The sequence below is a fragment of the Anaerobutyricum hallii DSM 3353 genome (genome assembly GCF_000173975.1).
Lineage (GTDB): Bacteria > Bacillota > Clostridia > Lachnospirales > Lachnospiraceae > Anaerobutyricum > Anaerobutyricum hallii.
The window spans coordinates 1-23013 of sequence record NZ_ACEP01000043.1 but is presented as its reverse complement, the minus strand read 5'-3'; the positions used below and the strand labels follow the sequence as shown (position 1 = coordinate 23013).

Annotated in this window: 19 protein-coding genes and 1 tRNA gene; 2 read left to right on the top strand and 18 right to left on the bottom strand. The window is 37.1% G+C overall.

Annotated features, from left to right (window positions below; genetic code table 11):
* Positions 1-69: 69 nt before the first annotated feature.
* From EUBHAL_RS14665 to EUBHAL_RS03660, 6 genes are all read right to left on the bottom strand, one after another.
* Positions 70-1590, bottom strand: a complete 1521-nt coding sequence (locus EUBHAL_RS14665; protein ID WP_005344991.1) for a chromate transporter — start codon at positions 1588-1590, stop codon at positions 70-72.
* Between the two features lie 522 nt (positions 1591-2112).
* Positions 2113-3564 carry a hypothetical protein gene (locus EUBHAL_RS03680; RefSeq protein ID WP_005344987.1) on the bottom strand — a complete coding sequence of 484 codons (1452 nt, stop codon included), beginning with the start codon at positions 3562-3564 and terminating at the stop codon, positions 2113-2115.
* Between the two features lie 27 nt (positions 3565-3591).
* Positions 3592-5421 carry an adenylyl-sulfate kinase gene (cysC, locus tag EUBHAL_RS03675; protein ID WP_005344985.1) on the bottom strand — a complete coding sequence of 610 codons (1830 nt, stop codon included), beginning with the start codon at positions 5419-5421 and terminating at the stop codon, positions 3592-3594.
* A 1-nt stretch (position 5422) separates the two neighbouring features.
* Positions 5423-6325 (bottom strand): sulfate adenylyltransferase subunit CysD, encoded by a 903-nt coding sequence (gene cysD, locus EUBHAL_RS03670; protein ID WP_005344984.1) that lies wholly within the window; start codon positions 6323-6325, stop codon positions 5423-5425.
* Between the two features lie 226 nt (positions 6326-6551).
* Entirely contained in the window at positions 6552-7364 is an 813-nt protein-coding gene (locus tag EUBHAL_RS03665) for a hypothetical protein (protein ID WP_005344983.1), read from the bottom strand.
* 229 nt (positions 7365-7593) lie between these two features.
* Positions 7594-8190 (bottom strand): cytidylate kinase-like family protein, encoded by a 597-nt coding sequence (locus tag EUBHAL_RS03660; protein ID WP_005344981.1) that lies wholly within the window; start codon positions 8188-8190, stop codon positions 7594-7596.
* A gap of 417 nt (positions 8191-8607) precedes the next feature.
* On the opposite strand from EUBHAL_RS03660, the gene EUBHAL_RS03655 reads away from it, so the two are divergent.
* Entirely contained in the window at positions 8608-9162 is a 555-nt protein-coding gene (locus tag EUBHAL_RS03655; RefSeq protein WP_044921811.1) for an LOG family protein, read from the top strand.
* Positions 9163-9350: 188 nt separating this feature from the next.
* Here EUBHAL_RS03655 and EUBHAL_RS03650 read toward each other — a convergent pair whose 3' ends face one another.
* The 12 genes from EUBHAL_RS03650 to trmB form a co-directional block, all read right to left on the bottom strand.
* Positions 9351-9686 carry an energy-coupling factor ABC transporter substrate-binding protein gene (locus EUBHAL_RS03650; RefSeq protein ID WP_005344978.1) on the bottom strand — a complete coding sequence of 112 codons (336 nt, stop codon included), beginning with the start codon at positions 9684-9686 and terminating at the stop codon, positions 9351-9353.
* A 15-nt stretch (positions 9687-9701) separates the two neighbouring features.
* On the bottom strand, positions 9702-10436 hold the full coding sequence (locus EUBHAL_RS03645) for an energy-coupling factor ABC transporter permease (protein WP_044921808.1): 735 nt from the start codon (positions 10434-10436) through the stop codon (positions 9702-9704).
* Between the two features lie 62 nt (positions 10437-10498).
* On the bottom strand, positions 10499-11335 hold the full coding sequence (locus EUBHAL_RS03640) for an energy-coupling factor ABC transporter ATP-binding protein (protein ID WP_005344975.1): 837 nt from the start codon (positions 11333-11335) through the stop codon (positions 10499-10501).
* A 119-nt stretch (positions 11336-11454) separates the two neighbouring features.
* Positions 11455-12267 (bottom strand): cobalt ECF transporter T component CbiQ, encoded by an 813-nt coding sequence (cbiQ, locus tag EUBHAL_RS03635; RefSeq protein ID WP_005344974.1) that lies wholly within the window; start codon positions 12265-12267, stop codon positions 11455-11457.
* Between the two features lie 601 nt (positions 12268-12868).
* On the bottom strand, positions 12869-15163 hold the full coding sequence (locus EUBHAL_RS03630) for an RNA polymerase sigma factor (protein WP_005344973.1): 2295 nt from the start codon (positions 15161-15163) through the stop codon (positions 12869-12871).
* A 22-nt stretch (positions 15164-15185) separates the two neighbouring features.
* Positions 15186-15884: an HAD family hydrolase gene (locus EUBHAL_RS03625; RefSeq protein ID WP_005344971.1), complete on the bottom strand. Its 699-nt coding sequence runs from the start codon at positions 15882-15884 to the stop codon at positions 15186-15188.
* 176 nt (positions 15885-16060) lie between these two features.
* Entirely contained in the window at positions 16061-16798 is a 738-nt protein-coding gene (locus tag EUBHAL_RS03620; protein WP_005344969.1) for a fibronectin type III domain-containing protein, read from the bottom strand.
* A gap of 65 nt (positions 16799-16863) precedes the next feature.
* Complete coding sequence (locus EUBHAL_RS03615) at positions 16864-18006, bottom strand: fibronectin type III domain-containing protein (RefSeq protein WP_167534384.1); 1143 nt, start codon at positions 18004-18006, stop codon at positions 16864-16866.
* Positions 18007-18369: 363 nt separating this feature from the next.
* Positions 18370-18564: a hypothetical protein gene (locus EUBHAL_RS03610; protein WP_005344967.1), complete on the bottom strand. Its 195-nt coding sequence runs from the start codon at positions 18562-18564 to the stop codon at positions 18370-18372.
* Positions 18565-18686: 122 nt separating this feature from the next.
* Positions 18687-18759 (bottom strand) — tRNA-Lys (locus EUBHAL_RS03605).
* A gap of 82 nt (positions 18760-18841) precedes the next feature.
* Positions 18842-19663: a Cof-type HAD-IIB family hydrolase gene (locus EUBHAL_RS14660; RefSeq protein ID WP_049940624.1), complete on the bottom strand. Its 822-nt coding sequence runs from the start codon at positions 19661-19663 to the stop codon at positions 18842-18844.
* 207 nt (positions 19664-19870) lie between these two features.
* The gene (trmB, locus tag EUBHAL_RS03595; RefSeq protein WP_005344964.1) at positions 19871-20518 is read right to left on the bottom strand and encodes a tRNA (guanosine(46)-N7)-methyltransferase TrmB; all 648 of its coding nucleotides are present in this window, start codon (positions 20516-20518) and stop codon (positions 19871-19873) included.
* A 265-nt stretch (positions 20519-20783) separates the two neighbouring features.
* On the opposite strand from trmB, the gene EUBHAL_RS14655 reads away from it, so the two are divergent.
* Complete coding sequence (locus tag EUBHAL_RS14655) at positions 20784-22259, top strand: D-alanyl-D-alanine carboxypeptidase family protein (protein WP_005344963.1); 1476 nt, start codon at positions 20784-20786, stop codon at positions 22257-22259.
* The last annotated feature ends 754 nt before the right edge of the window (positions 22260-23013 follow it).

Here is a 23013-nt window from a genome sequence, read left to right as displayed (position 1 = left end):
ACATAATAATGTGTATTGAAAATCTATTGCTCATCTCCTACAGCGGCGTCTGTAAGCTTAACCAAAATTTTAAAGGAATAAATTACATCCCGCAAAGGAGATTCCTGCGGAAATAACGATTTTCCAAATCAAATGTATATTCTTTCCTCTTCTCTGCAGCCACATTAAAACAAGATTCACCGCAATTACAATAAGAGTAATCACAAGTGCCGGATGTCCACTTCCTGTCTGTACCTGACCGCGGATTCCTGATGTATACAGAGATACTGCTACGGTAAGGAGCAGTCCGGAAATAATCGGGCGGATAAAATGTTTTACTACGGAAAATATCTGAAGGCTCTCGTATTTCTCATAGACACAGAATACTAATTCAAAGATAGCTCCTGATGCTGCCACGCTGCAGGCAAATCCGGAAAGTGCTACAAGAAATCCTTCTATTACAGAACCGTTTAAGTTATATCCTACATCATAAGCAATTCCGGTAAGTATTTTACATAAAATAGAACCTGGAAGTGCGTTAGCTACAGCTACTACATTACCGTAAAAATCTGCGTTATTGATAACTCCACCTTCCACGAACAATCCCTGTGCTACAGAAAGATACGCATCTCCGCCGCCAAAAGACATAATAGAGGATAAACAGCCCATTCCGATAAACTTTAATGCCTTTGCTGTGAGGAACATTGCCGGAATAGAAAGGATTACTACGAATAAGAGCCAAAATCCTGCAGATGTTGCAAGTCTTTTTGCTGGAAATGCTTCCTTATGCGGACTTTCTACGATAGACTGTACCAGGCCAAGAATTGATAATACCGCCATAACTGCGAGAATAAATGGTTTCGCGGAAACTGGTATAATATGTGCATTGCCGGCACAAAGCAGATAGCATACCGTAATTATTGCTGCTGGTATGGATCTTCTTAAACAACGTACATGTCCTTTTGTAAATAAGATTACAAAGAATGCCGCTCCTAATACCTGAATCGTTGACAGTGCAAATATCGGTTTAATATCAAGCCCGAATAACTGATAAATGCTTTTCTCTCCTGAAAGTAAAAACACTCCAAGAATAATCAGACCATACAATTGTCCTTCTCTCTTATTCACTGCCTGGCATACTGTTCCTAATGAATAAGCCAGTAAAGTTAAAATAATAAACGCAGAGATTCCGATAGAAAGATAATTAATCTGTGACTTCACCACACTTCCTGCACTGGAAATAACTGCCTGTAATAATACTGTCAGTAAAGCACCCGGTAATGCCATCGCTGTCGCTGCTGCTGCCATTCCCTTTAATCCTGAAGCCTGTCTTCCGATTCCTGTAGCAACCTCTACAGGAAGTGCTCCTGGAGTTATACTGGCAATCATTACATCATCATTAAATTCTTCTTCTGATACAATCTTATCCTTCTCTACGACCTCATCTTCAATTACTGGAATCAGTGCGCTTCCCCCACCAAAACCAATGAAACCGATTTTTAACATAGTCATAGTCATGGAAATAAACTTTCTCATCTTTATACTCTCATCACTTACTGTTGTTTTTACTTTTTGTCTTCTTTCTGATATCTGTACTGCTGTTACACTCATATTATCATATTGCCTTTCATTATATAGGGATATTCAAAAAACTGCAATGTAAAAATTTGTTAAATATCATTCGGTTTTCATGTGTCTTATTCGTTTTCTCTATATTACATCATATTTCATATTATTTCAATAGGAAATATAGGAAATATTTTTTAAGTTGATTTTACAGACGAAAAAGTAGGTTAATCTAAACTGACGAAAACCAACTCCACAGCCAGCCGCAACCTCCCAATACTCCCCCAAATCTCTCCAAAGATAAATAGATTTTCACTCCCTGCCAAAGCACAGCCCTCTGGAAGATAAATAATCATTCTGTAGTCAGCCAAAATCAGAAAATAGAAGCCCCCTATAACCATATCTGTGACCTCGGAGCAAAGGTTGGATGCGAGCGTTCAAGCGAACATTCAACCTGTAGTGACTAAAGTCACAGATATGGTTATAGGGGGCTTCTATTTTCGTCTGTTTATCCACACAGATGTCTATTTATCTCTCACAGAAGGCGTTTCCTTGCCTGTGGCAAATCTATTTATCCTTCCCTGTTATATGTCTCCATTTTCTACGAAGTCGGAACCATAAAGATGTTTGCTCTAATTCACGAATCATAGCCTTTAACTCCTTATCACGTTCCTTAGATTCCTGGCGGATTGCCTTGCTGTCTTTCTTGGTCTCTTTCTGCAGTGCATCATAATCCTGGCGCAGGTCAATTAATTCATTGCCAACAGTAAGGCTTCGTACTTTAACTTCCTGATTTTTATCACGGACTGCATCAATTTTTTCTGAGTTTTCAAGGGCACGCTGAATGTCTTTTTGCTGATTGATAATCTGCTCACTGAGAGACTGGAGAATCTTCTTTGTCTCTTCGTCCACATTTGCATCTTCTAAGCCTTTTGCCGCTTCTAAACGGCTTTCTTTCAGAGTATTGATATCTTTTTGAAGTGCTTCGATATATCTCTGCTGTCTGATAACTACACCACCAAAGAAACGAACGATATCTTCATACATAAAGCGGTTCTCTGGAGTCCATCTTTCTCCCTCTTTTCTTTTCATATCAAAAAGAGGTTCTTCCTGATGTAAATAATCTTTCGCGATAGCCTCATTCCATTTTTCATAGCGGCCCATAAATTTATTAAATTCTTCTTCTGAGAACATGACAAAGTTATTCTGTGGGTCTTTATAGTTTTCGCAGTCCTGTGCGGCCTGTCTAACTAATGTTCTCACCTTGTCATCATCTGGAAGTACCGTATTTACAATACGAAGAATCTCCTGACTGTTTCCTGTCAGAGAACGGTTTGCTTCTTCTTCTGTTATCTTAAAATCATCTGTATAATCCACGCCTATTGCCTCCAAAAAGTCGGAAAAGATCGTATGATCCTTTCCCTTGAATTTTTTCCTGTCAAAAATACGGACAATAATATTTTCCCGTCCTGTCACTTCTGCAATCTTTTCCAGTAAAAGATAATAATTAAAAACAACTTTTCTTGTTTTACGCTGGAACGAATCCCACTTAATCGTGGCATTGGTATTCCATCCTTCTTTTACCTGCTGGCTGAGCCATGAGTTTGCAAGTCCATCCTGTCTTCTTATATAAACAATAACTTTAACCTGATAGTCATGCTCTTTTGCATCCTGCATGAGTTTGGCCCAGAAAGGGAACTTTCTTCCGTTAGAAGAGTGCCAGATATTTTCATCGGAAAGTATAACATTGTCATACTTTTCAAATTCTCGGTGAATCATAGCAAATCCCTTTTCCCACAGTTCCTGCTCTTTTTCCACGTCTTCCTGACCACCCGGTTTATAAACCCAGCCTACAAGGAAATGTCCATTTCTGCGGTGAGCAACATGGGGATATACAAAATCCAAAAGAGGATAGCTATAACTTTGTTTATTTAATACTTTTTGATTCTCAACACAAAACATCTGAATGGATGTTGTTGCAGTTTTAGGCGTTCCAATGTGTACATAAAGTGTGCGCATTTTTATTTCCTCTTATATTTTATTGTTTTAGTTAAGCAAATCTTCCAACTGTGCCATCACATAATCTACGCTGTCTGCAAGACTCTTTCCAGTTGTATCAATCGTAACTTCCGGATGTTCTGGTGTCTCATATGGACTGGAAATTCCAGTAAAGTTTGGAATCTCGCCTGCACGGGCTTTTTTGTAAAGTCCCTTAACATCTCGTTTTTCACATTCTTCCACCGGTGTACTTACATAAACTTCGATGAAGCTGTCCTCTCCGATAATCTCTCTTGCATTCCGTCTGTCACGGACATATGGAGAAATGAAGGATGTGATTACAATAAGTCCTGCATCGTTCATTAACTTCGCTACTTCTGCGATACGGCGGATATTTTCAATACGGTCTGCCTCTTTAAATCCAAGGTTCTTATTCAGTCCCATACGGACATTATCCCCATCTAAAAGCATCGTATGCTTTCCGAGGGCAGCAAGATGTTTTTCTAATTCGTTTGCAAGTGTAGACTTACCGGAACCGGAAAGTCCTGTCAGCCAGATTGTCTTAGGTGTCTGTCCTTTTTGCTGTGCGCGGAAGTCTCTTGTAATATCCATCTCATGCCATGTGAGATTATCTGTACGTCTTAATGCGTGCATGATAACACCGCAGGCAGATGTCATATTTGTGATTCTGTCAATGAGAATCATGGAACCTAATGCATGGTTGTCCTTGAACTTCTCAAAAACAATCTTGTCAGAAACAGCAATATCACAGGCTGCGATTTCATTCTTGTAAATAGCATCTGCGTGTACTTCATTTCCAGTATTTACATCAATCTTGTACTTGATATTCATGACAACGGCTGGAATCAGCTTTGTTCCAAGTTTTAAGAGGTAATTCTTTCCTGCTACAAGATGTGTGTCATCCATCCATAAAAGCTTTGCAGTAAATAAATTACCGGTCTTTGGTTTTGCATTATTAACGAGAACACAGCCTCTTGAAACGTCTACTTCTCTGTCAAGAGAAATTGTTACCGCGTGTCCGCGGCTGCTTTCTGTTACTTCCTTACCTGCATCAATAATGCCTTTTACCTCTGCCTTTTCATTAGATGGTAAGGCGGTAATCTCATCACCAACTTTAATCTTTCCAGATTCAATCTGTCCCTGGAATCCACGGAAAGTTCTATCTGGACGGCATACTCTCTGAACAGGCATAGTAAAGCCACTCTCAATAGAATCGTCATGTATCTGGATATTTTCAAGATATGTGAGAAGTGATTCTCCTTTATACCACGGCATCTTAGTAGATTTCACTGTAACATTATCTCCCTCTGTCGCAGAAACAGGAAGAATCTTGATAGACTTATAGTCGTACTCTGCTGCCATCATCTTAATTTCACGTTCAATCTTTTCAAAACGATTGGCATCATAGTTAATTAAATCCATCTTATTGATTGCAAATACAAAATGCTCGATACCCATAAGGGAGCAGATTCTTGTATGTCGTCTTGTCTGTACAAGAACGCCCTGTGTCGCATCTACAAGGATAACGGCAAGTTCCGCAAAGGATGCTCCTACTGCCATGTTTCTTGTATATTCTTCATGACCTGGGGTATCTGCAACGATAAAAGAACGGTTCTCTGTTGTAAAATAGCGGTAAGCGACGTCAATTGTGATTCCCTGCTCTCTCTCAGCCATCAGGCCGTCAAGAAGGAGAGAATAGTCAATTGCCCCACCACGAGAACCAACCTTACTGTCAAGCTCTAACGCTCTTTTCTGATCTGCAAAAAGCAGCTTTGCATCATAAAGCATATGTCCGATCAATGTGGACTTTCCATCATCTACACTACCACAGGTAATAAATTTAAGAAGACTGTTCATATTAGAAATAACCCTCCCTCTTTCTCTTTTCCATGCTGGCTGCTCCGCCATCACTGTCAATAACACGGCTAGTACGTTCAGAAGATACCGCACTTAATGTCTCATCAATAATTGCATCAAGTGTATCTGCATCACTCTCAATACCACCAGTTAATGGATAACATCCAAGAGTACGGAAACGAATCTTTCCATGTTCAATCTTTTCTCCTGGTTCTAATCTCATACGGTCATCATCTACCATAATGATATTGCCATTTCTTCTGACAAATGGTCTCTCTGCTGCAAAGTACAGCGGAACAATATCAATATTTTCACGCTGAATGTACTGCCAGATATCTTTCTCCGTCCAGTTAGAAATAGGAAATACACGCATTTCTTCGCCCTGATGAATATTTGTATTGTAAAGCTTCCACATCTCCGGACGCTGATTTTTAGGATCCCACGCATGGCTGGAATTACGGAAAGAGAAAATTCTCTCTTTTGCTCTGGATTTCTCCTCATCACGTCTTCCACCGCCAAATGCAGCAGTAAAACCATATTTATCAAGAGCCTGCTTTAATGCCTGTGTCTTCATAATATCTGTATAAGATGAACCGTGGTCAAATGGATTGATTCCCTTCTTAACCCCGTCCTCATTAATGTACTCAATCATATCAAGTCCGTATTTTTCAGCAATCTTATCTCTGAACTCAATCATTTCCTTAAACTTCCATGTAGTATTTACATGTAAAAATGGAAACGGCGGCTTCTCAGGATAAAAAGCCTTCAATGCTAAATGAAGCATTACAGAAGAGTCTTTACCGATAGAATACAGCATTACCGGCTTCTCACACTCTGCCACTACTTCACGCATAATGTATATCGCTTCTGCCTCTAACTCATCAAGATGGGTCATATCACTCATTATACTTCTCCTTTATAATCATATTTTATCTTTTCAAATTATCGTAACGATTCAATCCCTGTTTTATTCATATTTTATTTTTATTTATGTCTCATTCCTGTGTCTATAAATCCATACGAATTGAATTTGTTACAAAATTATTACATGATACTTTATTATATAGGTATTTCCCAAAAACTGCAATAATAAAGTTCCACGAATGTTTTCCAAAACTGCCTGTATTTTTCTACGGATTAGGCATTAAATACAGCGGAATCTCGATATTTTGCTCTTCTATCTCAAAAACCGCCTTTATCATATGAAAACGTCGGTCTCTCGTATCCGTTACCGTAACAGGAAATGTACAAAATACATTTTCCCTTTCTGCCTCCAACTCTATATCTTTATGAAAAATCTCTTCCTCTTTATATAAAATGTGCAGCACAGCCTTTGTTGGCAGCGCCATCTGCACTGGTTTTAAATCTCTTATACTTTCCTGACTCTTAAAACTAAGCATCTTTGCCCCAGTCTCCCAATCTTTTTCCGGGAAAATACAAAAATCCATACAGAATTCCTGGTTTTTAATTACTTTGAGAGGCATTGCGGCAAAAAGCATATAGTTCCCTAAATTTTGTTCCGAATTTCTATGCTTCTTTTTCACTGAAACAGTATTCTTTTCTTCTGTTATCTTTTCTTGCCTGTCTTCTTGTTTTTCTCTTTGAGCTGCTTTTTCTGTTACTTTTGTTTTTGGACTCTCTTTTGCTACCTTTTCCAGTTCATCCCAGGCTTCCCCAATCCATCGTTCAGCTTTTTTCCTATCCTGCTCCTTCTGACTTATGTCCCTATTGGAGCCTTGTCCGTAATTGCTATCATCTTGTAATTGATTTATTCTCACGTTTCTACCCGGCAGGCTATTTTTCCCTGATAAATCTGTAGATAACTCGTTCTTTCCTATTATAATATCCTCATCCCTGCCACCTCTTGCCCTGCAGCAATGCGGACATTCTCTAAAGTACGCTTTATCATAATAATGCCCATATTTACATCTTGTAATCTTCATTTTCGTCTCCTATATAATTTATTAACTAGCTGACACTCGAGAAGAGAGCAAATAAAGCATATTTGTGGCATCCAGCCTTTGCTCGAGGCCACAAATATGCTTTATTTATCTTCCAGAGGGCTATACTTTGTCTAAAAATAATTTAGAGAATCCCTGAAAATTATGACTTCTTATAAAACTGACTTTCAAAGAACCAACCCTTAAATTATCATTACGATATTATAATCCACTATTCACCAATCGCCTTGATAATCAAATTAATACAATTCTCCTTGCCGATTGCTCCACTATCTAACATCATGTTGTAATCGTGGTAATCGCCCCATTTTCTCTTAGTATAGAAGCGATAATATACTCTTCTCTTGTGGTCTCTCTTCTGGAGGAACTTAACCAGTTCATCTCCCTTAAGATCAACTCTGTCAGATACATTCGCCATTCTCTTCTCAATATTGGCTCTGATAAACACATCAAAACTGTCGATATCTGCCTGCTCTAAAATGTAATTCGCACATCTTCCAACGATAACACATGGACCTTCCTGTGCAAACTTTGTAATGATTCTACGCTGAATCTTGAAAATCTTATCCTGTGGGTCCTCTGCATAATAATAACTGTCAAATGGTGCCGATGTTCCGAGTAATACAGAAGAAAGAGAGCTGTACTCACCGTGTTCCTCTACAAATTCCTTTGTAAATCCACTCTCTGCAACTGCCTTATCTACGATCTCATGATCATAAAATGGAATATCCAGACGCTTTGCTACTTCCATTCCAATGTCGTGACCGCCACTTCCAAACTCTCTGCTGATCGTTATAATTTTCTTCATAAAAATCACCCCTTTTAATCGTAAATCAGATTCAATATCGACATGTATAATTATGAATACCTTTGTCTATATTGTAGCATATTTGCATAAAAAAACAAGCATATTTCACAATTTTTCTGTCTTTATGCACCTCTTATTTTCTATATTCATACAATAGCAAAAGAATATATTTTAAAAATCTCTGTAGAAATATTTTTTAACCACACTCTAGAGCGCAAACACGCTCTAAGCAAAAAAGTAGCATCAGCTATATAATTTTACAAACATCACATAAATAGTCACCATAATTCTTATCATTTTCCTATAATATATAGACAATTTAACCACTTTATCTGTTTTTCTCTATTATTTTGTTGTTTTTTGTCGAATTAAATGCTAAAATTAAGCTCTACAAATAAAACAAGAGGGGGTGCTATTATGACCAAACTTACAATTTGTATGTATGGTGCAGCAAGCGACCGCATCGATTCCATCTATATAAATGCAGCAGAAGCACTTGGAAAAGAAATTGCAAAAAGACACCACAAGTTAATCTATGGCGGCGGTGCCAGCGGACTGATGGGAGCCTGTGCAAACGGTGTGTTAGAAAACGGCGGAGAAGTAACAGGTGTTGTCCCAACTTTCATGAATAAGTTTGAACCGATTAAAAGCGAGTGTACAGAAATTGTACGCACAGAGACAATGAGCCTTCGAAAAGAAGTCATGGAAGAGAACGCCGATGCATTTGTCATCGCACCCGGCGGCATTGGAACCTTCGATGAATTCTTCCAGATACTTACCTTAACCGAACTTGGCCGAAGTGCAAAACCAATCATCGTATACAACGTTTCCGGTTTTTACGATGACACCATCGCTATCATCGATAAACTCATCGGCATGGGATTCATCCGCGAGTCCGTAAAGTCACTTTTCTCGGTATGCGAAACACCGGAGGAGGTACTTAATGCGATTGAATGGTTAACAAGTCAGTAGAAATTTTGCGGATAGATAGAACAGACGATCCCCACACACAGAAAACCAAAAAAGCCAATCCTTATATTTGTGATATTAGAGCGAGGATTGATTGTGGCCATTAAGCGAACATTCAACCCACAGTGATACTTTCACAAATATGAGGATTGGCTTTTTCGGTTTTTGTCTGTCTATAGTCTATCTATAGCCTATTTAGAAGAAGTCGAATCTCCATTCTCCTTGTCCTGCCACTTCTTTCGTTCTACGAATCGTCCTAATACAAATGCTACGATTCCTACTCCGATTCCTGTCTGAAGACAGAAGATTAAGCTTTCGATTTCTCCTGGAAGTTCTCCACCGAGTGCAGTTTCAAGTACTGGTGTGAACCATGGTTCATATTCTTTTCCCTGAATTTCGGAAATCATTTCGCTACCTGCATCATCAGATCCACCGAATTCTGCTCCCTTTAATGCGAACAGTGGTACGATTGCGATTAATGCTGCAATTACTAATAAAATAATTACTGTCTTTGTATTTTTTGTCATTTTCTCTCCTCCTAATTAAAATTCAAGACTGCTTAATTCGTCTTTTGCGTATGTTTCAAGTGCAATAACGATAACTACAGTGAGGATACCTTCGATTACTGCTAATGGAAGCTGTGTTGTAGCGAAGATTCCGAGGAATTTTGCGATAGATGCTCCAATGCCGCCAACTTCTGAAGGGTAAGCAAGTGCAAGCTGGAAGCTTGTTACGCAGTATGTAAATAAATCACCTAAAAATGCTGCAACGAATATGCATACTCGTTTATTTACATTTGCTTTCTGAAGTAATTTGTATAAGATCCAGGAAATGATTGGTCCAGCGATTGCCATAGAGAAGCAGTTAGCTCCTAATGTTGTTAATCCGCCGTGTGCAAGTAAGATTGCCTGGAAAATTAATACGATAATACCTAAGATACTTGTTACACATGGTCCAAATAAGATTGCTCCAAGACCTGTACCTGTCATATGGGAACAGCTTCCTGTTACTGATGGAATCTTTAAAGATGAAAGTACGAATACGAAAGCACCTGTTAAAGCAAGTACAGTAAGGGTTCTTCTGTCATTTCCAAGTACCTTTTTAATATTCATGAAACCGATTACTAAGAATGGTACGCAGATTACTCCCCATAAGATACAGTATTTTACTGGAAGGAATCCCTCCATGATGTGCATTGCGTTAGAAACTGGCGCGATTGTTAAAAGCATTAAAAATACGCTTGCAAGAACCGCAAGATTTTTCTGTTTTTTAGACATTTGTCTTTCCTCCTTTTAATTTTTGTGTATTTCTGGAACCAGGAGATCCCTAAAATACGATTTTATAAACCTTTTACCATTGCCTGAAATTCGGCAATATTTTTAGGATAAACGTCCCCATCAGGGACGATACCTTTCTCTTTTAAAATGTCATAGACATCGAACATCATTGGGTGTTTCAGATTTGCCTGCTTCAAAATGTCCTCTTGCTTAAATACAGCAAGTGGCGTATCATCTGCAATAATCTTTCCATGACAAAATACAATAACTCTCTCTGCCCAGCGATAAGCAAAATCAACATCGTGAGTAGAAATGAGCATTGTCCGTCCTTCATCACCCATTTTCTGAAGAACTTCCTCAAGCATTGCCGCATTCAATGGATCAAGCGCCGCTGTTGGCTCATCAAAAATGATGACTTCTGACTCCATTGCAATAATATCTGCAATACTGACTCTCTTTTTCTCGCCACCACTTAAATAATGTGGCGGACGATCTTTAAATTCTGAAATATTCATATATTCAAGAGCTTTATCCACTCTGGAAATCACTTCTTTTTTCGGTAATTTCAGATTCATCGGCCCAAAGGAAACTTCAGCCATTACCGTGGACGCAATAATCTGATTATCCGCATCCTGAAAAACAATGCCGACATTCTTTCGAAGATCATTTAAGTTTTTCTTTGTAATCTTCTCACCACGATAATAAATATCGCCGTGATGAGACTTCAAAACTCCGTTAATATTCAAAAAGAATGTAGACTTTCCTGCTCCGTTCGAGCCAAGCACCGCGATCTTCTCGCCCTCATAAATATTAAGGTCAACTCCATTCAGTGCCGTTTTTTCTCCATTATATGTAAAATGTAAATCTTCAACCTTTAAGATTGGTTCTTTTTCCTGCATAAACATCTCCTGATACTCATTTGTTGCTCGCCACCTACAGATGTGGGAGTCATCTCACATCTGATATATTTTACGAAATTATGATAAAGTATTCTTCCGATTTATCTGACAAAATTATCTTATCTCGTAAAAAACCATATAAGCAGTAACACTACAATAAAAATAACTGCCATCACAATCTGGCCTGCTTTTAGCGGCTTCTCTTCTTCAAGGAATCGTAAATCCCCATCGTAACAACGTGCTTCTAACGCATTGTAATAATTATTTCCTCTTTTCAATGACACAACTAACAAGTTACTTGCAACCTGGCCAAATGAATAACAGGAAGTCTTAAAATCACAATATCCAAGACGTGACTCTGCTGAATTCTTCATGCGGCTGTGTGTATCAATCATAATAAAAATGTAACGGTAAATCATATTCATAAGCTCAATAATCAGCTTTGGAATATGTGCTTTTCTCAAGACTGCAATAATTTCACTCAGCGGTGTAGTAAGTGTCATCATATAAAGTGCACTCACAGCTCCCAATGCCTTAAACACAAGACCTCCAGCCTTAAGCAAGCTTGCCTTTGACCAGTAAATGTAAAATAAATTCAAAAAATGAACATGATACTGTCCTACTGGACGCATCGAAAATCCAATCGCTATCGCTATTGTTCCAAAAATTAAAAATACAATCGGAACAAGCAGCATCGTAATGTAATGATGTAAATCCAGTCCACCAACAGCCACCGTCAAAAATCCCATAAAGAAAATAACTGCCAGCGAAACAAACAGATTATTGCATGCAATACATATAAGCAGACTAATAATAGAAAACAGAACTTTAAAGCCTGCATTCCAGCTTCTCATATGTGATGCATACGCATAATAATCTACCGAAAAGCTGCTTCCATGCTCATGCTTGAACCTTTTCTTCTTCTCTTTCATAAAAATCTCCACAACAAAAAAACATGCCCTGATTTACAAGACATAATACTTTTTGTAAATTCTTCTTATTTTTTATGCGCTTCCCTGAGTATACTAAAACACGCTCTAATGTTTAATTTTAAATAGGTAAAATAAACTCTAGATAATAGAAAATAAAAGTTAAAAGAACCTGCTACATAAAACTAGATAACAGGCTGAATAAAACTTTGAACATCAGTTAGACAGAAAGGTTTTTATCTGGCTGTATCAAATAGATTATGTTCACAACCAATTACAAACAGGTAGACAAGAAAATTTCTGTGAAAACACTGTGCTGATTTTCTAAAATAATTGTGCAAGCACTTATTGATTATAATTCTCAACATTTGCCTGAACTTCGTTTATTATATCACAATTCTGCTCGTTGTAAATGGACTTTTTCGCACAATCTTAATTTTTTAAGAAAAAAACCTTTCATATTTATAAAAAATTACACGTTTTATTTTGGTAAATATATAACCACTTATTACCTTTTAATGTGTCGAATTTTACAATTTCCAATTTGCGTAGCAACGGAGACTCCGCTGAGAATAGTAGTAGTCGGATTGCCAGAAAGCATTTTTCAAACACGCTCTAGATTTTCTAATTTCATTCCAGAACCATCCTCATTTAATGACAGCGTTGCCTTGTATTCCACTCCTGGATCAGGTTCTGTTGCATGTGAAGTATATAACAGACAATCCACTTCTATTTTTCCATTTTTGAGTATCTTAAATCCATCTTTATTAATTTGATCAATCATATCCGTTTCTACCCACCAATAGGTCATTTCAAACTCTCCTGAAAAAGTGAATTCTATATTCGTACCGTTTCTCTTTATACTACAATTATATTTATTTTGTAACGCTTTATTCGCTACTATATCATCAATCGTTCCATCATAGTCTACAAGTGCCAGATAATCATCGAATGCATCTTCTTTTACAATAATAGATTTTTCTGTATTGCTTTTTATATCATCCTCGGAAAATACTGGCTTATAAACCAGGCTTTCTGCCCTATTAGCGTAAATATCCTCATCATTAGGCTCAGTATAACAATATCCCCGTACAGAATCTATAAGTGCATGTATTTTGGACTCATCAGACATCTCTGTCATATTACCACTAAATAGTTTTCCATCACTTCCCAGCTGTTTTCCGAGGACAGCTACACTTCCCAGTAACTGGTCTATCTTGTCGGAGTCTGCAACAATATTATAACTTTTCAATTGTACACCCAGATCATTATCTGCTTTTGTTATCACCGCTGTACCAATGCCGTCTATTTCATCCTGTATAATCTGTTCTGTAAAAATTGCTCGTTCATCCCCATTAGAAAGCGGAATATACACAATATCCTTAATGGATGACTGCATATCTGACGATGGGCTTAAGCCCTCTGCTCTTACTTCTCCATCCTGACATAGAAATTCTTCGCTACTCGTAGCACTTAATGACCCAATCGTTTCTTTACATCCAAGAAACTGTCTCATATTTTCAAATCCACTCTCTTCGACAGATATCGTTCCCTCACCATCATCATTATTATTATAATCCACAATACTTTCCTCTGGTACCGCATCATATATATTTGTAGCTTCCTCACCAAAAGACTTATTATCACACAATAATCCCAAAGAAGTATATACCACACTCCTGACATTTTCATTTATATCCGTCTGGAATTCAGTACCTTCTGGTACTTCTGCCTCCAGAGCCAATATTTCTTTAATAAATGCCTGATTATCATCCACAAATTCTTTCACCGAGCTGTCCGGTGTTCCCTCTTTTTCTTCCTGCGTACTATATTCCTGACCAGAAGTGATTACTTTCTTATCGCCCTGATGTTGCTTTAATGCTTTGCCTCCAATAAATACACCGCTTCCTATGACCGCCGCAGTAATACCACCGGCTAAAGCTTTTACCATTCCAGCTTTTATCGCTTTGCCTCCAGCTCTGGAAGCTGTCCTCGCCGCATGATTTATCGCAGCATGCTTTGCACCTGCCTGACCTGCCTGCTGCATACTTGCATGTTTTACAACATTTTGATTTCTTCTAGCCATTTTAATTCCGGCAGCTTTATTTCCAGCAGCCATTGGCGCATTCTGTAAAACGTTTTGCCCAGCCAGAGTTCTGGCATGGTATAATGCTCTGTAATCTTCTTTTGCACTGCAATCGTCTCTGGATAAGAGCCATAAAAGGAATCCAAGAGGAAGCATACGAAATGTGTAGAGTCCCCTTTTCTGCATCTCATCCACCTTCGTATTTAACTTCTTCAATCCGTTATGTATTCTGCTTTTTACAGTTCCCTCACTAATATTTAATATCTGTGCGATTTCCTTTATTTTTAATCCGTCGTTATAATACATCTGGATACATATGCGCTGTCCCTCTCCAATATCATCGAGAATTTCATCAAGAATCTGCTCCCGCTCTGCATATTCTATTCTTGCTTCTGGGTTAATATAAACATTTCTATCTGTTATCTCTTTAAAATATTGCTGGCTGGTCTCCGGCAGAATTTCTCTATTTCCTGCTAACTTTCTTCCATAATCATAAATTCTGTTTCGCACCAGCGCATTAAACCATGCACTAAAACTACCTTGGCGAGGATCATAGTATTTGATTTTTCGATATAAGAGAAGATAAATTTCCTGAACACAGTCCTCCACCTCTGATGAATTAGCCAGAAACATTTTTCTTACTTCCCCTGCTACCCAGTTATAACTATTCTGGTAAATATAATCAAATGCCTGAACATCTCCATTAAAAAAGTTCTCTCCATATATATCTAAATCTTTAACTAATGGCTTTCCACAGATATCGCAAAACAAAATATTATTTGGAAACCATTTTCTGCAACTTCTACAATACATACCTTCCTGCCCTTATCCGATTTTATCCGATCTGTCCTCTAATAACTTCTTTTAATTCCTCTATACTCTTTACTGTAATATCTGCCCGTTTTTTTTCCGGACACTCCCTATTTCGGTGATTAAACCATATCGTATGCCATCCTGCTGTATTTGCACCGACAACATCTGCCTCATAGGTATCCCCAACATACCATGTTTCTTCTGGATTTAATGCATATGCATTCTCAACATATTTAAATGCCTGTGGATCTGGCTTTTGATATCCAATACCGCCAGAAATAAATATATGCTCATCATCAAACCATTTATGTAACCCCAGCGCAACTACCTTTGCATACTGTGGTTCTGGTCTGCCATTTGTGAGAATCGCAATAAAAATATCATTACTTTTACAATAATCAAGAAATCCCTCTACTCCATTACCAAGTGTAATCTTTTTCTGAAAGGAACGATATAACTGCTCAAAAATATCCGCATCCTCTCTGCTCATCTCAATTCCCACATCATGGTATGTCCTTTTCACACGCTCATAAAAACAATCTTCGTGCGGAATTAATCCCTTCTTCTCTGCCTCCATAATCTCATCCGAATAAACACGGGACTGCATAAACAACTGCGTACAGTCTGCATCCGTCTTGTCTGCATATAATTTTTTGTGAACCAGTTCAAATGGTCCCATAAGATTATAAAGTGTATCATCTAAGTCAAAAATCAGATTCAATATGCTTCCTCCTCGGTATTTTTACAAGTCCTATAATTCCTTATAACTTCCTGTAAATTTATTAAATATAATCCTTAAATACCATCTGGAAAACGTATTTTCCAGATGGCTGCCCGATAATAGTATACTTATTTCCCCAAAACAGTGCAAGGAGGTCTTTCCTGTTTTTCTGCATTTTATCGTTTTGAAATTGTCTTTACCTTTGACCATGCAGAATATTTCTTTCCTGATTTTGTTCGAATCTGTACATAATATTTTCTATTCTTTTTTAACTTTTTAATGACAAGTGATGTTTTATTTTTGCCACAGTTTATTTTCTTTGCGTTTTTCATATTCTTTTTCTGAGAATATCTGATTTCGTATTTATCACATTTTACTTTCTTCCATGTGATTTTGGTCAGGTTTTGGATTCTGACGGTTCGTTTTATTGATGTGCCTTTTACTGGCTGTGGGTTGGAATTGTCGTTTAAATATCTATATTTATAGCCTTCTGCCTGTACAGCTTTTGCTGCCTTACTTCCCTTATGGACAAAAAATGTAATATCTTTATAGCTTGTGTTAACTTCATCTTCATCCCAATATCCCAAATAATCTAATGTATCTGGAATCACAATTTCTTTTACCCCATTTTCAGAGAAACCACAATCAGCCCAATCAATTTGTGTTGGCGGAAGATTTTTCCCATTTAACTTAAAAGTTTTCGGAATAACTACACGTTTAGAATGTCCATGATAACAGGTAATACATACGGACTCGCCACATTCATGCATACGTATACCGATACCATTCACCAAAGTATAGCCATGCGAACATTCCTTCGTTGCTGCTTTAACTGGAACTGCTGCTCCGATCATCTGTGTTAACGATAATACCATTGCAAATAATAATGCGTAAAACTTTGTTCTTTTCTTCATATCTTTTCATCCTTTCTTTTGCATTACATCTTAAGATTTTCTCTAAAAATAGTGATTCAGAAATATTATTTCACTCTCACTTTTTTCACTACACTCCACGCACCAGCTTTTCCATTTTTGCTGATAGCCCGTACCCTGATAAAATAGGTCTTTTTCCTTTTTAATTTCTTTATAGTCACATTTCCACTTCTTACTGTTACAACCTTTTTATTCTTAAAAGATTTTTTTGTACTGTACATAATCTGATATTTAGAGACATTTGATACTAACTTAAAACGAATGTTTATTTTCTTTTTCTTTACTTTCAAAGAAACACCTGTTACCATTTTCACTGGTTTTTTCGATGTGTTTGTAGTCTTTTTGGCTGGAGTTGCTTTTGGTCCTTTAAAAGAAGTCGCTAACTGATAAGTGTAACCTTCTGGAAAAGAATAATGATAACTGTGTACATAAATATAATATGTCCTTCCCTTTACCACATTAAATCTGACAGAACCTTTCGTTATTATCCACTCTTCTTTTGCTATTTCAGTATTGATATCGCTTGCTGAATAAACAGATACATCCCATCCGTCTCCAACATCATTTACATCTGTATCCGGATCACAGTTTAAGGTTGCTGTAATTCTCCCTGTATTTGGAGCAACTACTTTAAACCAGTCTTCATCTATATCATCAAACAAAGTTCCCTGATATTTTTTTCCGATAGAGATTTTATTTGCTTTTTTAAAAGTATTATTATTCTCCTGCTCCCAGTTATTTTCAGAAACAACATCAGCCTTTATATCAAAAGGTACCATTATAGGTGACATTCCATATTCACTATAAGATTTTACTTCTATATAATATGTTCCCGATGTCAAAACAAGTTTCTCTGTAACCATCTTATTCTCAATCTGCCAATATTGCTTAACTGGTTCTTTCAAATTGTCCTTGCGATAGATATTAAGATTCCATCCATATCCTATGTCATTCTCATCTGCAACAGCATTGGGTCTTAAAGTTATTCTGAAACAACCAGATTTTGGCATCTGTACCTGAAATAATTTTACGTCATATTCATTTCTTAATCTTGTTGTTCTGTATTGACTTGTAAGTACTGGTGAATTTCTGGCTTCATTCATGGAAAAGGCATATACTTTTGTTGGTTTAATCAAAATAAATAGTACCAGAATACTGGTCATGCATATTATATTTTTTGTTATTTTCATTGTTCTCTGTTTCATATTTAGCATCCTCTCTTTCTTTTTACTTTTGTTTATTGTTTTTAATTTCCTTTATTTTTAACTATTACACCCCCGGAGTCCTTTTTATTTCCTAATTATTTTTCTTTTCACTCTCTTATACGAAGCAAACTGCAAAAAGGTTCACTAATTTAAAAAAAATTTTTCAAAACTTTTGTATCGAATAGTTTTATTTTTTCAAACACACTCTATATAATAAAAAAGCACCGTCCTGGATTTAAATTTCCAAAACAGTGCTTTATGCTATTCTTTATAGTATATCTTACTCCAAACGCCCCTCATCTTAAAATTAAAATATTTCAAATGTTTATCCATTTACCTTCCTCCGCTCTACACCTCTCCTGTCAGCAACATTTCCCTTTGCAACGTGTAGAACGTTTTCTTATATTGATTATTTCTCATATAGATAATCTGTTTAGACAAATAATTACAAATCTTCCTGGCGGCATCTCCTGATGCCACAATCCAGAAATTAAATTGTTTCGGCATATGTGTTTTTTCTTCTTTTTTTATCTGATCTGCCACGGTTTTTATACTATCGGTCGGTCTTCCATCGTAAATCGGGGATGTATCGACATAAGTTTAATTCTTATATAACAAAAAAAGCACCATCCCCAGGTCTAAATCCCAAAAACGGTACTTTGTAATGCGCCTTCAGGGGCTCGAACCCTGGACACGCGGATTAAGAGTCCGCTGCTCTACCAACTGAGCTAAAAGCGCATATCCTTGTGTTTTGTTTTCGTATCTCTCAACGACAAGGACTATTATATAACAACCTTTCATAGATTGCAAGCATTATTTTTTATTTTTCAAGTATTTTTTTAAGTACAATCGCAGGTCCATCTTCATCATTTGATTTGGTGATGTAATCTGCTTTTTCCTTTAATACTTCCATTGCATTTGCTACGGCAATTCCAATATGTGCATACTCAATCATCGCCACATCATTATCACTGTCTCCGATGGCAACCGTATCTTCGTGTGCAATGTTATATTTTTCAGCAAGGATACGGATTCCCACATCTTTATTACAGCCACTTGGGAAGATTTCCATGTTATATTCGCTAGGAAATGTTACCATAAGATTTTTGTTTTCTGCTGTTTTTGCAGCAAATTCTCTTAATTCCTGTGGATCTGGAAATGCAACATGTATCTTATTGATACGCATTGTTCCACGGCGCAGAAGCAAATCATAGGACAGGCCAATTACATCTGTAGATAACATACTGTCACAGAAATCTTTTCCCATCTTAGTATCATAAATAATCGGAGCTGTATCTTTTTCCACATAGGCATCATTGTCACAGTAAAGTTCTATAAAACCATGTCTTTCCTTTACTTCTTTATAAATATCATAAACCAAATGCTGTGGTATCTTGCAATTGTGAAGCAATTCCTCTGTCTGAATATTTCCAACCAATGTTCCATTTGCACAGATGCAGTATTTTACACCTTCGATATCCTGCACTTGATTCTTAATACTTCGAAAACTTCTTCCTGATGTTGGAACTACCATAATTCCATTCTTTACTGCTTCCGCAATTACTTCTTTTGAATAAGAAGAAATCGTACAGTCAGAATGTAATAATGTTCCGTCTAAATCGATTGCTACAATCTTTTTCATAAATAAAATCCTTTCATTTATCGTAAAGTAAATTATTTGCCATTTAAAATTCTGCATACCTCTGAAATGCTCTGGCAGAAATTACACAGACACCGCCAGATTCCTCTATTACAAAGGCTCTTTCGCTGAATATTCCAGCACATTTTCTCTTTAAAATTCATAAAATTCCACCCCTGTTTTATCTTATGATAAAGACAGGGAATGTTGTTATTTATCTTCCTGCAAAAAAATCTGAAGCATACAAATCGGTTTACCTTTTGCCACAAACTTTTCCTCATATTCTGTCATGATATTGCCCTCAACATATTCGCTGTGATGAAGGTCAAATGTAGATTTCTCAAGTGTCCATCCTGCTTCTTTTACTTCTTCTAAAGAAAAATCAAATAATGGTCTGTTATCTGTCTTAAAGATAACTCTTCCCTCTTCCTTTAAAATGTTATGATAACGCTCTAAAAACTGTCTGGAAGTAAGTCTTCTCTTTGCATGACGGTCTTTCGGCCACGGATCTGAGAAATTCAGGTAAATCTGATCTACCTCACCCTTTTCAAATACATTCACAATATTCTCTGCATCCATTCGAATAAAATGAAGATTCTCTAAAGGATTCTCTTCCATTTTCTCTAATGCTCTGACCAAAACACTGGAATACTTTTCAATTCCAATATAATGAATCTGAGGATTCTTTTCTGCTAACTGCATAAGGAATTTACCTTTTCCCATTCCAATTTCTAACTGAATCGGCTTACCATCCTGGAAATAATCTTTCCACTGGCCTTTAATCTGCTCTGCGTCTTTAATTGTATATTCATTCGCTGCAATCTGTTCTCTTGAACCTTTTACATTTCTTAATCTCATTTAATTCTCCCCATCTATCTTAATATATTTTCTTCTATATCTATACGCAATTTTAGACATACAGTATTATTCTAATCGCTGGACATTATTTTTGCAATTAATTTTTGCTTTTTCTATGGAAGTAGGATACAATGAGAGGCAAGGTCTGAAATGACCGAATAGAACTCAAAGACTTAGCCCAATAGTATATCAGCATATTAATAATACTGCATGATAGAGCGTGTTTGAAAAATGCTCCAGGGCAAAATAAAAAGGAGATTTAACAATGAAACGAATACTTACGTTTATATTGACACTAACATTGGCCTTAAGCTTTTGTGTGAATTCCTTTGCCGCGGCAACTACTGCCACTGCTTCTGAAACGCAGACTGGCACTTCTGAGGCACAGACGGATACCTCAAAAACACAGGCTGGCACTTCCGAAGCGCAGACCGATACTTCAAAAGTACAGGCTGGTGCTTCCTATGGAATTTCCAATTTAAGCGGTGCACCAGATATCGTAGCAGAATCTGCTGTTGTCATGGATGCCAATACCGGAACGATTCTTTATGGAAAAGAGGCAGACACCAAGAGATATCCTGCCAGTATCACTAAAGTTATGACCGCTTTACTCGCTGTTGAAAACTGCAAAATGAGTGATGTTATTACTTACTCCAATGCTGCAGTTAACGGAATTGAGGCAGGTAGCAGTACCGCTGGAATTAATGTTGGTGCCAAGCTTACTGTAGAAGACAGTCTTTATGCATTAATGCTTGTATCCGCTAATGAGGCCGCTGCCGCTATCGCAGAGCACATTTCCGGTTCCACAACAGAATTTGCAAAGCTTATGACAAAGCGCGCCAAAGAATTAGGCTGTACCAACACACAGTTCAAAAACCCTCATGGACTTCCAAACGAAGAACATTACACGACAGCTCACGATATGGGCCTTATCTTAAAAGAAGCCATGAAGCATGAGGAATTCCGTAAAATTTCCGGAACCATTTCCTACACCTTAAAGAAAAGTGACACTTTAAAAGATACTTTAGAGCTGTGGAATCACGCTAAAATTCTTCGTGAAAACAGTGACTACTACTACAAATATGCAGAAGGAGCAAAAACTGGATTCACTCAGGTTGCCCTCAATACCTTAGTCACTTACGCAAAGAAAGATAATGTAGAACTTATCTGCGTCATTTTAAAAGACTACGGTGCAGACAAAAGCTACACAGACACTGCTAACTTATTCAAGTGGGCTTTTAATCAGGTAAAATCCGTAACTCCGCTTACTGATTTCAGTTTAAAAACTGCCATGACAGCAAATACCTCCATTGACTCTTCAAAGCTCGACCAGATTCAGCTTTTAAACTCTGTTTATGACAAAAACTTCTCTGTTCTTGTAAAAAAAGACTTTAATGAATCTGATTTAAAAACCGCTTTTAAACTCGATGAAGATAAAAAAACTGGCCGCCTTGGTTACATCGTAATCTCCTGTGATGGCAAAAAACTTGGACAGACAGAAGTTACCTATGACACAACTTCTAAACAGGGAAAAGCTTATCAGGAAGGCAAAACCGTAGACGATAATTTAAAAACTGCCCCTGTAGCATCAAAAAGAAAAGATGCTATACATAAAGGAATTGAATTCTCCTTGAGACTCTTAGTCGCAGTTATTCTTATTATCCTGATCATGCACCTGATTCACAGACATGAGCTGGAGAAACGCAGAAAAAATCGAATTTCTCGGAGGAAGAAGAAATAATTCTGGGTTGCAGCAGGAAAGGGAGACGCACACAGTAAATAAAATAAACGATATTTGTGACTTTAGTCGCGGTGGTTTGAACACTCGCTTATACATGCTCGTATCCAAACCTTGCTCCGAGGCCACAAATATCGTTTATTTTATTTACTGTATGCTGTTTTTGGCTGTTGGGGCAAAGGCAGAATTCAGTGAATTCTTGTTTGCTGCTGGAAATTTTTTTCTGCGTTGAAAGGAATTTGGGAATTCTCTAGAAGGTTGTGATTTCATAATAGTTCTTTATCTATGTGATTTCTAAAGTGTTGTTACTGAATGGATATTACAATAGTCTATATTTTAAGGATTTAAGTTATTATTCACCACATATAAGCTTTTACTTTTCTTATAGAAAAAAAGAACCGTCTGTTCAACGGTTCTAAGAGAGGAAAGTATGAAAAAAATCTATCAAAAAAATAATTCTTTGTTCTTTTGATGTTTCTATCATACTGAATATTTGTGAACAGTTTGTGAGAAAAAAATGAAGATAATCTGAAGAAATACTGTCGGGTAAAAGATATTATGTGAGAATTTCCACTTAATTTCCTAAAATCACAATCTCCTGAAGAATCCTCAAATATCCTCTCAAAGAAAAAGAAGTTACCCTGAGCAAATGTAAACATAAAATTCAACCTTACTTCCGCAGGCAAAGACAGCCTCCAGAGAATGAAATAATCTATATTTGTGGCCTCGGAGCGACTAAAGTCACAAATATAGATTA

Bases quoted from the DNA above. Each gene is read 5' to 3' on its own strand.
- cysC (WP_005344985.1), bottom strand. From the start codon at position 5,421: ATGAACAGTCTTCTTAAATTTATTACCTGTGGTAGTGTAGATGATGGA.
- EUBHAL_RS03640 (WP_005344975.1), bottom strand. From the start codon at position 11,335: ATGCAGGAAAAAGAACCAATCTTAAAGGTTGAAGATTTACATTTTACA.
- EUBHAL_RS03680 (WP_005344987.1), bottom strand. From the start codon at position 3,564: ATGCGCACACTTTATGTACACATTGGAACGCCTAAAACTGCAACAACA.
- EUBHAL_RS03660 (WP_005344981.1), bottom strand. From the start codon at position 8,190: ATGAAGAAAATTATAACGATCAGCAGAGAGTTTGGAAGTGGCGGTCAC.
- EUBHAL_RS03665 (WP_005344983.1), bottom strand. From the start codon at position 7,364: ATGAAGATTACAAGATGTAAATATGGGCATTATTATGATAAAGCGTAC.
- trmB (WP_005344964.1), bottom strand. From the start codon at position 20,518: ATGAGATTAAGAAATGTAAAAGGTTCAAGAGAACAGATTGCAGCGAAT.
- EUBHAL_RS14660 (WP_049940624.1), bottom strand. From the start codon at position 19,663: ATGAAAAAGATTGTAGCAATCGATTTAGACGGAACATTATTACATTCT.
- EUBHAL_RS14655 (WP_005344963.1), top strand. From the start codon at position 20,784: ATGAAACGAATACTTACGTTTATATTGACACTAACATTGGCCTTAAGC.
- cysD (WP_005344984.1), bottom strand. From the start codon at position 6,325: ATGAGTGATATGACCCATCTTGATGAGTTAGAGGCAGAAGCGATATAC.
- EUBHAL_RS03650 (WP_005344978.1), bottom strand. From the start codon at position 9,686: ATGACAAAAAATACAAAGACAGTAATTATTTTATTAGTAATTGCAGCA.
- EUBHAL_RS03655 (WP_044921811.1), top strand. From the start codon at position 8,608: ATGACCAAACTTACAATTTGTATGTATGGTGCAGCAAGCGACCGCATC.
- cbiQ (WP_005344974.1), bottom strand. From the start codon at position 12,267: ATGAAAGAGAAGAAGAAAAGGTTCAAGCATGAGCATGGAAGCAGCTTT.
- EUBHAL_RS03615 (WP_167534384.1), bottom strand. From the start codon at position 18,006: ATGAAAATAACAAAAAATATAATATGCATGACCAGTATTCTGGTACTA.
- EUBHAL_RS14665 (WP_005344991.1), bottom strand. From the start codon at position 1,590: ATGAGTGTAACAGCAGTACAGATATCAGAAAGAAGACAAAAAGTAAAA.
- EUBHAL_RS03645 (WP_044921808.1), bottom strand. From the start codon at position 10,436: ATGTCTAAAAAACAGAAAAATCTTGCGGTTCTTGCAAGCGTATTTTTA.
- EUBHAL_RS03620 (WP_005344969.1), bottom strand. From the start codon at position 16,798: ATGAAGAAAAGAACAAAGTTTTACGCATTATTATTTGCAATGGTATTA.
- EUBHAL_RS03630 (WP_005344973.1), bottom strand. From the start codon at position 15,163: ATGTATTGTAGAAGTTGCAGAAAATGGTTTCCAAATAATATTTTGTTT.